Genomic DNA, 12,340 nt, shown 5'->3' on the forward strand with positions numbered 1-12,340 from the left:
TTAGTAGGTTAACATGGCATGTGAGGTTATCTTTTTCATATCCTCAACGCTGGTGGTATCTCCATATTGTTTTTGCAGCTCAGCCATCTTTATTTTAAGGGTTTGTATCAATTCTTCATTATCAGGATCGTCATAGATATTATGTAATTCATCAGGATCATTCTGCAGATCAAACAGCTCCCAAACATCAATATTGTAGTAATAATGAATCAGCTTATAGCGATCTGTTCTGATGCCATAATGCGGCTGCACATTATGCCACTTGGGGTATTCATAATAATGATAGTACATAGCCTCTCTCCAGGGCACATTTTCACCTTCAAACAAAGTAAAGAAGTCATTGCCTTGCATGCTCTTATCCGGCTCTATACCAGCAGCTTGGAGCAGAGAAGGAGCAAAATCGACATTAAGCACCATTTTATCGATTTGCTGTCCTGCCTTTACCACTTTTGGGTATCTTACCATCAATGGCATGTGTAAGGATGGCTCGTACATAAAGCGCTTATCAAACCAGCCATGATCACCCAAATAGAAACCTTGGTCTGAGGTATATACCACAATCGTATTCTCTGTTAATCCATTATCATCCAAATACTTAAGGACCTTTCCAATATTATCATCTACGGACCTCACCACGGCCAGGTAATCCTTGATCCACCTTTGATATTTCCATCTTTTCAGGGCTTCACCCCCCAGTGTATCGGACGGTGAAAAATACTCACCTTTATCTCCTGTTCTGAGCCAGTCATTCCTCTCCTTTGGTGTGAGCCCTTCAGGCGGGGTCAATTTTAAATCCTGCCGATTCAAATAGGTGCCCACCTCCATCATCTGCTTTCCCGCTGTTAGTTCGCGGGTGGCATAATCATCGTCAAAGGTTTTAGGATACGGAATCTCCACACCATCAAACAAATGCTGATAGACACTGTCTGGTCGCCATGGCCTGTGTGGGGCTTTGTATTGAAGAAATAAAGCAAAAGGCTCTTCTCCTTTCTGCTGCTTCAACCAGTCCAAACCATAATTGGTGGTCAGATTAGTGGAATATCCTTTGGCCCGCAAGGTATCTCCATTTTGGTTATAAACAGGGTTCCAATAGTAGCCCTGCCCATCCACAGCAATGTGATAATTATAATAATCAAAGCCCTGAGGCACCGAGTGCAAGTGCCACTTGCCTACCATGGCGGTTTGGTAGCCATTATCCTTCAATATTTTAGGCAGCGTTATCTGGTCAGCATCAAAATGAGAATACGGACCGTTGCCTTCATTTTTATAATACTTGTTTAAATGACTGTACTTCCCTGTGATAATTGAAGCCCTGCTGGGCCCGCAGATAGAGTTAGTACAAAAGGCGTTGGTAAAAATGGCACCTTCATGCGCTATCCTGTCAATATTGGGAGTAGGCGCCACGTCTTTATAAAGGCCCTGATAGGCACTAATGGCCTGCAGCCCATGGTCATCCGTCATGATAAAGAGGATGTTGGGCTTTTTTGCAATCGACTTTTCTTGTTTGTCTTTTTCTGTTTTCGAACAACTGAAGAGAATACCTGAAGCAAGAAAAGCCAGCAATAACTTTTTCATTTTTTCAATTTGCGTTTAATGATTTGAATGGCTTCAGAAACTATCTCTTTGATAGCTTCTGCCGGTAAATCTTCATAAGGGTTGATTGGAATTACGGCCATCCGGGCCCGGTCGCCCACCTGCAATAAAGGATGATCAATGAGCTTGCCGTCGGCCACACCTATGTAAGGCCATTGTGTTTTTTTGTCCTTCCAGATGTAGCACATCATTTTTTTTCGGTAGCAGAAAAATGGCAGCTTATACTTCCAGGCAGTCTCAATATCGGCATCTACAGATAGAATGAGCGAATGTATGGCCAGCATACACTCCTGATTCGGCGATGGCTGAGCCAGGTAGAACTCTTCTATTTGCCGTAGTTCCATAGGTTAAATCTATGCGAAAAAAGGCAAAGTAAAAAGGAATGTGGAAGGCGAACTGGGTTTGATGAACTGGGGTGATAGTTTTGTGGCTAATAGTGCCAACAAAGGCTTTGGTCTACACCTCACCTAAATCCTCTCCTCAAGGAGAGGACTTTTGATTGTGCTTTAAATAAAAATTCCGATAGCTAAGAGCGTCTAGGCTTCGAGGGCCTCAGCCTGACTTGGAGCTGGTTAGTGATTAAAATAATAGCTCCCTTCTCCTACGAGGAGAAGGGATGGGGATGAGGTGAAGAAGGTCTGCTTTATGCGAATACAAACGAAGGCCCTGGTCTACACCTCACCTAAATCCTCTCCTCAAGGAGAGGACTTTTGATTGTGCTTTAAATAAAATTCCGATAGCGAAGAGCGTCTAGGCTTCGAGGGCCTCAGCCTGACTTAGAGTTGGTAAATGATTAAAATACTAGCTCCCTTCTCCTTCTAGGAGAAGGGCTGGGGATGAGGTGAAAATAAAAAGGCCATTCCAACAAGTAGCTGAAATGACCTCGATAACGAAATTTATTATAAGTTACTTAGATTTCTTGTTTCCAATAGTCCATAGCACGATTCCAGTACCGGTCATACCCACACCTGCAGCCAGGAAAATAACGCCAAAGGCACCACTCGCATCACCTTCACAGTCACCATTATAGCATTCATAACTTAACGAATCAGCATCAGCAACCATTATAGCTCCAATTACGGCTAATGGTATGCCTATAAAAGTTAGAATCTTTCCGGTTTTCACCAATGGATGTTTTCTTTCTGCCATCATTTTATTGTAATGGGCAAGTGAATATTGATCTTCCAATACATTGGCCGGTGGCGCCAATTGTATACTGGTCTGGGTAGCGTTTACGCTATTATAAGATAAAGTAGCTTTCGCCATATCTTGAGATTTACTCACAAAGCTTATCAAAGCAAACAAGGCCACTAGTAGACATTTCTTCATTTTATGATTCTTAAATGGTTAATAAAACTTCAAATTAAATCAATTAGTCAGGAATTTACCATTCAAATAATAGAAAATATTAGTTTAGATATATTTTAGATGTATTTAGGGTTGACTCAAATGAAGGTTTTGGTCAACACCTCACCTAAATCCTCTCCTCAAGGAGAGGACTTTAAACTGTACTTTAAATAAAAATTCCGATAGCGAAGAGCGTCTAGGCTTCGAGGGCCTCAGCCTGACTTGGATGGTTGTTGAATAAATACTAGCTCCCTTCTCCTTCCAGGAGAAAGGCTGGGGATGAGGTGAAGAAAGGTTGCTTTATGCGAACACAAACGAAGGCTTTAGTCTACACCTCACCTAAATCCTCTCCTCAAGGAGAGGACTTTAAAATGTGCTTTAAATAAAAATTTCGATAGCGAAGAGCGTCTAGGCTTCGAGGGCCTCAGCCTGACTTGGATGGTTGTTGAATAAATACTAGCTCCCTTCTCCTTCCAGGAGAAAGGCTGGGGATGAGGTGAAGAAAGGTTGCTTTATGCTAACACAAACTAAGGCCTTAGTCTACACCTCACCTAAATCCTCTCCTCAAGGAGAGGACTTTAGATTGTGCTTTAAATAAAAATTCCGATAGCGAAGAGCGTCTAGGCTTCGAGGGCCTCAGCCTGACTTGGAGTTGGTTGCTGCTTAAAATACTATCTCCCTTCTCCTAGGAGGGGAAGGGTTGGGGATGAGGTCATAAAAACTCCTCACTAACATGATTAAGCACTTTTGACCAATAACTTTTCATTTCTTCTCTTTGCCTTTCATCAGTAAGCTTATCTTGATGAAAGCTGAGAGTAGTGCCGGTTTTTGCCTTGATGAATCTTACTTGCACAGCAGATGTGTTAGTCCAGGAATTGAATTTAAACTGCATTCTGAAATGTGACTGTGGGACGAGGGTGGTGATCTTGCCGTAATTTCCTGTAGAGCTATGTAGTTCCTTGTTTATCTCTGGCTCTTCTTTCGAATCTCCAAACCATAAAGGCATGCCTTTGCCCAGTACGTAATCCCATAATTCCTCTAAAGAACAGTTAATGGTTTTTCGTACACCTACCTGAAAACCAACCGATTGAGTTTTTCCAACGGTCATCTCCACTTCCATTTTGTACCATCATTGATAGGTACTTCATGCTCTTTGCTGATCTTCTGAAGTTCCTCTTTCAGCTTTGGTAAATCTTCAATTCTTTCTTTTGGTAATATCAGAAGCATACCTCCACTGAACTTTAGGAAATAGTGTTGCTTCAGTTCTACCATGTACTCCAGGGTGGAATAATTGATTTTATTCTGGCTCTCATAATCATCAGAAATCAGGTGATCACTTTCTAAAATCAGAGAAACATCCTTATTAAAATTATTGGAGAAATTGTTTCTGATATGCTTTTTATAATGCCTGGTATATAACCAGCGCAGATACATCGGGTAGAAAAACAGTATTAGAACGCCAATGATGAGAAAATAAGTAGTAAACCAGGCATCTCCCTTAGTGTACATATAATAGGACATGAAAAAGCATGCGCCTGTCATGATGATCCAGCGTATTTTTCTTTTATTTCCTGATACTTGAGAGACTAGAAATAAGTGCTGAGTGAGATAATCTTCTTCCTGAAGTTGGTATGTGAATTTTGTGGCCATTGTTCCTATTTGTTTCAAATATAGCAATGTTATATAGCGAACCATATCGCTTCGCCTTTGTTTGTGATATAAAATTCAAACCATGATTGTAAATCGCAAGAAACACGGCTGGGACATTATCTTTCAAAGAAACCATGCCCTGTTAGCAGGGCTTGTGGCCAATGAGGTGCAGCCTGCATTTAGACCTCCAAGATGGATAGAGACGCTATGTGCGATTTTAGAACATGACGATGGGCAGAAAGACTGGAATATTTCTACACGCCTTTCAGAACAGGGAGAACCCCTGGACTTTACCGCATATGACTGCGACCTGTCACAAGCAAAAGAGGTTGTAAAAGAATCTTTCTACAAATCTCGTTGGATAAACCTACTTGTATCTATGCACACTTCTTCCTTGTATAGCTCAGTGCAAGACAAATCTGAAGATTTAAAGCGTTTTCTTACAGAACAAGAAGATATACAAAAGAAGATTAAAGCCGAATTAAATTTATCTGAAGAGCAAGCCAAGGATTATTACTCATTCCTAAGATGGTGCGATGAGTTTTCCTTAAAATTATGTAGGTCCGACTGGGAAAGAGGTGATCACTTATCCTTACCCTCTTTAGCTGACAAAAATTGCAATCTTATAATTGCGAAGAATGGAGATTTGACATTGGAGCCTTGGATCTTTAAAGAAAAAGAAATTACCGTATTTGCTGAGGTTTATGAATTGAAGAAGGAAAGCTTCAGTTCTGATGAAGAACTTAAGGTTGCGATAGAAAAAACTGAACCAATAAGAAGGGAATGGAAAATCAGGCTGAATGAGTGATGAAATTCAGCCTGAATAAGTTTATACTATCTTTGGTTGGGAATATTGATCACAAAAGTGGTTCCTTCACCTTCTTTACTATAAACTTTAAGATCTCCGTGAAGTTTTTCAATGGCTTTCTGTACAATAAATAATCCTAGTCCATTGCTGCTTTTATGCTGCTCAGATTTAAAATGAGCTTCAAATATATGAGGCAATTTATCATCTGGAATGCCAAGTCCGTTATCAGAAAATTTGATACGAATACCATCTTCATGATCAGTGATCATCACAGACACTTCGCACCTTTCTTTTTCAGGACATCTGTACTTTACTGCATTTTCAAATAAGTTTTGAAGGATTGATTCAATGACAGGCTTTGGAGCATAAAAAGGCGCACTATGGGCTACCTGAATATCAAAACTCACTTCTTCAAATCCTTTAACATGACGCATGGTCATTAAAATATCCTGGATTTGATCTTCAAAACTAATTTCTTCAGCTTCATTACCTAAAAGACCTTTCTGGCACATGTCTAAGGTATTGGTAATCTTAGATTCTAGCTTGGCAAGGCAACTATCCATCATTTCAAGATATTCCTTTATTTCACCTCCTTGCAGTCTAAGTTGAGCAAGCTCTACTATTCCTTTTAATGAATTTACCGGGCTTTTTAGGTCGTGTACTAGCTGGTTGAATTCTAGCTTATTTTTTTCCGCTTTTTCTTCTGCTGATTCAGCTCGGTTAACTTTTAAGCCATAGCTTGAAGAGTTGAAAAGCGGGTTAATATTTATGTCGTCTATCGGGTTTAGGATTGCGTTGTCGACGTATGGCATATTTTCACATTTTACGTTCATCATTTGCTATGCTTATAACGTGCCAATTTTAAAATCGCCATTTTTAGTATTATATACCCATTTCCACAATTTCAATGAGGGGAATGTATACCACGGTTTCCCCAATTCCCCGTGGGGAAAAATGTCACAAAAAAAGCTGTCCTATAAAAGTAAACCCATTTAGCTAACGGTCAACTATTACAGAACAGCTCTGAAATTTTGCTAGTTTTTCAGGTTAAAGTCCGAGCACTTTCACCCCTTGTTTGAAGACAATGTCTACTGGAATATTCTTCTCTGTAAGAAGGTCCAAATCACCCTGAAGCTCGGCTGAGATCATAGCTTTGTCAGTCACAAGTTGACTTACACCATCATAATCACCATCACCCTGAAGAGTCAATATTTTCTCAGATAGCGAGTTCATAGCTACTGCCATTTTTTCGAAATCTACTTTGTACTTTCCTGTCTCCGGATTTCTGGTAAAGGCGCCTTGTTCTTTGAAGTAATTGAACCTGATCATGTTGGCCTTACCGTGAGCGCTTGAAGCTCCAAATCTTACAGATCTAAAAATACTGGCCAGGAAGGTAGTGTAATAATCCATCAATTCACCATCTACTTCATCTCTTTCATGCAGCCAGGTGATCATATAAAGGCCAAGAATATCTGCTTTACCTTCTTCCAAGGCAGAAGCATTTTCCTTCAAGGCCTCACGCACTGTACCTTTGTTATTAATGGTATTTTTAATACCCAATCCATGTGCTACCTCATGAAACATGGTGTTAGCAAAGAAGGCGTCAAAAGTGATGTGCTTACGCTGACTTTCGTCAATCAGTTCATCAGCTATTGGCACCAAAATCTTATCAAACTTGGCTTTCATAGCATTTTTCAATTGAGATCTTCGAGTACCCTTTTTCAACTGAACACCCTCATCATTAGGCAGATTCACAGCGATAGTTTTGCTGCCAGCATTACAATCACCAGCATAATAGATAACATCAAAAGCTGCTAATTGAGAATCAGAACCAGGCTTTTCAGCTTTGTACTCTTCAGCTACAGGTATGCCTTTTTGTAACTCGGGCAAGAGCGTAGCATATTTGGCCAGTTTCTCACTCCATTCCATATCCTTCACCAAAACATAAGCCTCATGCGAAGCTTTGTAGCCATATAACTGGTCCTCATAGTTTTCAATAGGGCCAGCAATAATATCTATTTGGTTGGTAGTCATATCCATCCAGGCGATATCACTATCATAATACTCATCTGTTAGTAATGCCTCTGCACGAAGGTTGAGGTATTTTTTCAACTGCTCGTTATCAGCATATCCAGCTGCTTTTTTCAATAAATCGGCTGCTCTGTTCACCTGATCGGAGAACATGTCATAATAAGGCACCACTTTGAGGCCACCCTCTTCAGTTCTTCTTATGAAGGTATAAAGAGACTTACTTCCCTCCAGATTAGCGCTTTCAAACTCTGCCTTATCCATATTTTCAGGATAGAAGTTAGCACCTGCAGGCTTCGCTCCTACTCCTTCAATAAATGGCTGATTATTATTTAGTCTATCCCAGGGCCCATAGTTGATGGTGGTAAACTTCTTAGCATCATTATCTTTCAATGCGCTAAAAAGCGAATCTCTTTTTCCATAAGCTTCAAACCAAAAGAGGCTATCCATAATCTCACCTACCTGGATGAGGAGTGGGATCATTTTCTTTTGGTTATCGCTGAGCTTACTCACATCGGTGGTGAGTGTTACTTCAGTGTATTTATCCAGTAAAGCCTTATAAGCGGATTCCTGAGCCGTGGTATCGGCGTCAGTGGCTTTATCCTCAGACTTTTTCGGTGAATCACAACTATAGAAAACACTGGCCGCAAAAGCCAGTGATAGTAGTTTTGGTATCATTCGGTTCATTGTATAACAGTTTGGTTTACTGAACCGAAATTAACAAAATAGACTGAGGGCTGCCCTTATTCTTCCAGTTTTTTGCCCATCGCTGATACTGACGCCATGTTAAAAAAGCCCACCACCTGAGTGTCTGAAGTAGTGCAATTGATGTTACAAGGAACATTTTCCAGCGGCTCTGCGAATATCTCATCAAAACCACCATCCCTTTGAATCTGAATACCTACTTCTTCCAGGAAGGTAAAAGCATCATTAGAAATGGCATGAATTTCAACATATACAGAATCACCTGGGATATATGGTTCATAAGCATCTTCATCCTCATTAAGCGGAGTAGCGGCATCCTGAATAGGCTGAATAAAAACCAAACCATCTATTTCTCCTCCTGAACTGAACCCGGCGTCATAGGCGATATTGAGATCAAAAGGTCTATTCAAATATTGACCGTTTTTATAAGTTTTAATCCAATACGAATCACCTGTACCCACAGGGTCTCTGGCAAAGAACTGAGCATAGTAGCCTTCAGGCTGAAATGCATTGCGCTCTTCATAATAGGTATAGACAATGGAATCAATTGGTGGTACTCTATTCATCTGAGAACCAGCTTCAAAAGTATCTCCATTATAAACCACTGTTAGTTGGTAGCTTCTTCCTACTTCAAATGAAGACTCACTGGTAGCCGGATCCCAAATATATTTTCCGGGTTCTGACTCACTAAAGTTAAAGACAACTCCCATATCATCCTCTATAGAAACCTGAGCACCAGTGACTTCAGGCGGATTAGAAGCATCAAAATATGGCTGAGACATCATCAGTTTGATTACCTGCTCTGAGCTCATATCATTCACCCAGGCATCTACCACTAACACAGGGGGTGCATCATTTAGATCAAGGCTCACCTCATCTTCACAGCCTTGAATAAATGGCCAGATAACGACTAGAATATATAGTAACTTCTTCATCAATTAAAACTTAAAATTATATGAGATGGCCGGAACCGGAGCACCTACTATTGAAAAACGATAGGCCATAGTATTCACCTGATCTCCAGGCACTACGTAGCCATCTTCCTGCGAAAAGAATATTGAGAAAGGGTTTTTCCTACCATAAACATTATATATAGAGAAAACCAGTTCATCTTCATTCTTACGTTTTTTTCCTTTCTTCTCACGCTTCATTTGCCAGGTTAACGAAAGATCTAAACGGTGTGTAGCTGGTACTCTAAGCCCATTTCTAGATTCATAATAGTCATAAGGAATGACCATATCCTGAATAACAAACCTGGAAGTAGGTGCGCTGAATGGTGTACCTGTGATATAGGTAAAGTTAGCCGAAGCAGACACCCTTTTACTCACATCATAATTAGCAAAAACCTTTAAGTCGTGCGTCTGATCAAATCTGGTCGGGTACCAATCGTTTCGATTAATGCCGTTGACCTTTAACTCCGTTCTACCTAAAGTATAGCTGATCCAACCGTTTAGTCGGCCACTGTTTTTCTTTAAGTTAAACTCTACACCATAAGCTCTACCAATACCACTGATCAAATCACCTTCCTGATATTCATTGATAAACAAATCGGCACCTTTTACATATTCCACTTGATTATCAGTGTCTCTGTAATAAGTTTCTACGGAGGCTTCATAATCATTACCTTCACCAAAGTTTCTAAAATAGCCTAAGGCATACTGTACCCCTATTTGTGGTTTGATGTTATTAGTGCTTGGTGTCCACAAGTCAATTGGCGTAGAGGCGGCTGTGTTGGATACCAGGTGAATGTATTGAGAGGTCTTTGTATAACTGGCCTTAATAGAACCACGACCGATCTGATATTTTATAGAAGCGCGTGGCTCCCAGTTGTGATATGACTCAATTACCTCTCCATCTCCAGCCTCTGTGGTTCCTGTAAGCTCTTTACGCTCCCCAGGCTCAACTTCTTCATAAGTATAAACATTTCCAGGGCCTAAGAACTGATAAGTAGAGAACCTAAGCCCGTATTTAATGGTGAGCTTATCATTTATTTTCTGCGTGTTATCCGCATATACCGCACTTTCTAAGGCAAACTTTTCTGCCAGCCCAATGTCTGTTGTCTCCCCATCAGAAACTACTCTGGCTTCCGCTGGTTTAAATTTGTAATAAGTTGATTCACCACCGATGAGCAATTCATTATTGGCATTAATAAAGTAATTGAAGGATGGCTTAAAGGTGTAAGTAAGTATACGGCTATCCCATTCAAACTTATCTCTATCATTTTCACCAAAGGCAAAACCATAGTCATAAGTACTCACGAAGAAAGCGAAGTTAGAGAACAGCTTCTGATTGAAGATATGATTCCAGCGCATGGTTCCTGTGATGCTACCCCAATCGAACCCCTGCTCTTCATCAAACTTAAATACATCTCTTCCGAAATAACCAGACAAAAACAGCTTGTTATGCTGGTTCAGGTTATAATTGATCTTAGTGGTAAGATCGTAAAAGTAGAGTGTGGCATCGTCTATATATGGTTTGGCCAAAATATCTACATAAGACCTTCTTCCGGCCACTAGAAACGATGCTTTATCCTTTTTTATAGGCCCTTGTACAGCCAAACGACTGAATACTGTGCCAATACCTCCGGCTACTTCATATTTCTTAGAGTTACCCTCTTTCATACGGACGTCCAGAATGGAAGAAAGCCGCCCACCATAGTTGGCAGGCACGGCCCCTTTTATTAAAGTAACATCTTTTACAGCATCGGGATTAAATACAGAGAAAAAGCCGAATAGGTGCGATGAGTTATAAACCGGTGCATCATCTAGCAACACCAGATTTTGACCTACACTACCTCCACGCACATTAAAACCAGATGATCCCTCTCCCACCGAACTTACACCCGGCAATAGCTGAATACTTCTTAAAACGTCAGTTTCACCCATAAAAGCAGGGATTTTCTTAATCGTTTTGATATCTACCCTTTCCGTGCTCATTTGCACGCTAGATACATTGGCATCTTCCGCCTCACCAGTAATTACTACTTCCTGCAGCTCAGTAGTGGTAGCACTGAGCTCCACATCTATTCGGGCGTTGCCATTAGTTAAGTCTATGGTCTGCACCTTAGTGTCATAACCTACGTAGGCATATTCCACCTCGTAAGTACCTGCCGGCATGGTTACTGAGTAAAAGCCATAGACATTAGTGGCGCTACCTGAGTTAACATCTCTTACGTAAATGGTGGCACCAATCAATGCCTCGCCATTTTCAATGTCTTTCACATAGCCACTAAGCGTGAACTTGCCTTGCCCGTATCCGCCCGAAACGAATATCAGAGAAGCAATGAAAAGGAGAAAGAAGGTTTTGTAAGTCATGGGTTAAAATTCCTGTATTTTTTATAGACAGAAAAGGCCTTTAAAAGTTTAATTACTTGCTGAATATTATTCTTTAATTAATATAGATGATCTATCTACGGCGCTTACCTGAAAAAAGCCCATGGCACCATTAGAAATATTTCCTAAAGGATTTACTGGTGGCGGGCCAAATAACCCTCCATCACTATTCAACAGGTTAGTTAAGTCACTATAATACTTAAAGCCATTTAAGGAGATGCTGTACATTTCCACGGTGGCTGTATCGCCCAATGAAAAATATCCTGGCGTAGTTATGCCATCTATATTCTCAGCCAAAAATTCATCATCAGAATAGTATATATCTGTAACTTCATCCCTCATCAGGTCTCCGTTTCGATAGAACTTAAAGAGATAATAATCTTCAGTATCCTGAGGCTCTTTGGTGTAAAGAAGCACCTCATAGTAGTTGCCTTCATCTTCAGGATCTTCGTATTCTTCTTCGTCAATCTCTACAGTTAAACTATCAATGGTTGTTACTCTTACTAACTTATCTGAAGCGGTATACTCTTCACCCTCAGCATTCACTACCAGACTATAAACTCGACCAATCTCACCAGCGTATGCCACATCTGAGATATAATAACCTCCATTATCAGAATAAGAGTAATTGTAAACATTTCCCTGATCATCAGACACCACCACAGTGGCATTAGTTATAGGCTGATTGCTCTGATCTGAATAGAAACTTACCGATTTAGTGACTCTAACATATTGTGTATGCTCCTCATTGGTCACCAAGCCCTCTATAACCATCACAGGTTCAGCCTGTTTAGTATCTAAATCTATAGGGTCATCACAACTAAACAGAACCGTGATAGTTGCCAGTATTGTATATAAAAGTATATGCTTTCTCATC

11 protein-coding genes are annotated in these 12,340 nt (G+C 40.4%); 1 reads left to right on the top strand and 10 read right to left on the bottom strand.

Annotation, left to right across the window (positions count from 1 at the left end):
- The 5 genes from LVD16_RS20120 to LVD16_RS20140 all read right to left on the bottom strand — a co-directional run bounded on the left by LVD16_RS20120 (position 1) and on the right by LVD16_RS20140 (position 4,590).
- Positions 1-1,575, bottom strand: coding sequence for a sulfatase family protein (locus tag LVD16_RS20120; protein ID WP_233770088.1), 1,575 nt, complete (start codon positions 1,573-1,575; stop codon positions 1-3).
- Positions 1,572-1,937, bottom strand: coding sequence for a DUF1801 domain-containing protein (locus LVD16_RS20125; RefSeq protein WP_233770089.1), 366 nt, complete (start codon positions 1,935-1,937; stop codon positions 1,572-1,574). The genes LVD16_RS20120 and LVD16_RS20125 overlap by 4 nt, the downstream gene beginning before the upstream one ends.
- Positions 1,938-2,499: 562 nt before the next feature.
- Positions 2,500-2,922, bottom strand: coding sequence for a hypothetical protein (locus tag LVD16_RS20130; RefSeq protein WP_233770090.1), 423 nt, complete (start codon positions 2,920-2,922; stop codon positions 2,500-2,502).
- 730 nt (positions 2,923-3,652) lie between these two features.
- Positions 3,653-4,048 (bottom strand): SRPBCC domain-containing protein, encoded by a 396-nt coding sequence (locus LVD16_RS20135; protein ID WP_233770091.1) that lies wholly within the window; start codon positions 4,046-4,048, stop codon positions 3,653-3,655.
- Positions 4,045-4,590, bottom strand: coding sequence for a YcxB family protein (locus tag LVD16_RS20140; RefSeq protein ID WP_233770092.1), 546 nt, complete (start codon positions 4,588-4,590; stop codon positions 4,045-4,047). The genes LVD16_RS20135 and LVD16_RS20140 overlap by 4 nt, the downstream gene beginning before the upstream one ends.
- Positions 4,591-4,672: 82 nt before the next feature.
- On the opposite strand from LVD16_RS20140, the gene LVD16_RS20145 reads away from it, so the two are divergent.
- Positions 4,673-5,398 carry a DUF3891 family protein gene (locus tag LVD16_RS20145; protein WP_233770093.1) on the top strand — a complete coding sequence of 242 codons (726 nt, stop codon included), beginning with the start codon at positions 4,673-4,675 and terminating at the stop codon, positions 5,396-5,398.
- Between the two features lie 26 nt (positions 5,399-5,424).
- On the opposite strand, the gene LVD16_RS20150 is transcribed toward LVD16_RS20145, so the two are convergent.
- From LVD16_RS20150 to LVD16_RS20170, 5 genes are all read right to left on the bottom strand, one after another.
- Positions 5,425-6,210, bottom strand: a complete 786-nt coding sequence (locus LVD16_RS20150; RefSeq protein WP_233770094.1) for a sensor histidine kinase — start codon at positions 6,208-6,210, stop codon at positions 5,425-5,427.
- A gap of 235 nt (positions 6,211-6,445) precedes the next feature.
- Complete coding sequence (locus tag LVD16_RS20155; RefSeq protein WP_233770095.1) at positions 6,446-8,113, bottom strand: DUF8614 domain-containing protein; 1,668 nt, start codon at positions 8,111-8,113, stop codon at positions 6,446-6,448.
- A gap of 56 nt (positions 8,114-8,169) precedes the next feature.
- The gene (locus LVD16_RS20160; protein WP_233770096.1) at positions 8,170-9,066 is read right to left on the bottom strand and encodes a DUF4249 domain-containing protein; all 897 of its coding nucleotides are present in this window, start codon (positions 9,064-9,066) and stop codon (positions 8,170-8,172) included.
- Positions 9,067-9,069: 3 nt separating this feature from the next.
- Positions 9,070-11,445, bottom strand: a complete 2,376-nt coding sequence (locus LVD16_RS20165) for a TonB-dependent receptor (protein WP_233770097.1) — start codon at positions 11,443-11,445, stop codon at positions 9,070-9,072.
- A gap of 66 nt (positions 11,446-11,511) precedes the next feature.
- A complete protein-coding gene (locus LVD16_RS20170; RefSeq protein ID WP_233770098.1) occupies positions 11,512-12,339 on the bottom strand; it encodes a DUF4249 domain-containing protein in 828 nt (275 codons plus the stop codon).
- Between the last annotated feature and the right edge of the window lies 1 nt (position 12,340).

Source organism: Fulvivirga ligni (assembly GCF_021389935.1).
In the GTDB taxonomy this organism is placed as follows: Bacteria; Bacteroidota; Bacteroidia; order Cytophagales; family Cyclobacteriaceae; genus Fulvivirga; species Fulvivirga ligni.

Bases quoted from the DNA above. Each gene is read 5' to 3' on its own strand.
- LVD16_RS20155 (WP_233770095.1), bottom strand. From the start codon at position 8,113: ATGAACCGAATGATACCAAAACTACTATCACTGGCTTTTGCGGCCAGT.
- LVD16_RS20135 (WP_233770091.1), bottom strand. From the start codon at position 4,048: ATGACCGTTGGAAAAACTCAATCGGTTGGTTTTCAGGTAGGTGTACGA.
- LVD16_RS20125 (WP_233770089.1), bottom strand. From the start codon at position 1,937: ATGGAACTACGGCAAATAGAAGAGTTCTACCTGGCTCAGCCATCGCCG.
- LVD16_RS20130 (WP_233770090.1), bottom strand. From the start codon at position 2,922: ATGAAGAAATGTCTACTAGTGGCCTTGTTTGCTTTGATAAGCTTTGTG.
- LVD16_RS20120 (WP_233770088.1), bottom strand. From the start codon at position 1,575: ATGAAAAAGTTATTGCTGGCTTTTCTTGCTTCAGGTATTCTCTTCAGT.
- LVD16_RS20140 (WP_233770092.1), bottom strand. From the start codon at position 4,590: ATGGCCACAAAATTCACATACCAACTTCAGGAAGAAGATTATCTCACT.
- LVD16_RS20150 (WP_233770094.1), bottom strand. From the start codon at position 6,210: ATGCCATACGTCGACAACGCAATCCTAAACCCGATAGACGACATAAAT.
- LVD16_RS20160 (WP_233770096.1), bottom strand. From the start codon at position 9,066: ATGAAGAAGTTACTATATATTCTAGTCGTTATCTGGCCATTTATTCAA.
- LVD16_RS20170 (WP_233770098.1), bottom strand. From the start codon at position 12,339: ATGAGAAAGCATATACTTTTATATACAATACTGGCAACTATCACGGTT.
- LVD16_RS20165 (WP_233770097.1), bottom strand. From the start codon at position 11,445: ATGACTTACAAAACCTTCTTTCTCCTTTTCATTGCTTCTCTGATATTC.
- LVD16_RS20145 (WP_233770093.1), top strand. From the start codon at position 4,673: ATGATTGTAAATCGCAAGAAACACGGCTGGGACATTATCTTTCAAAGA.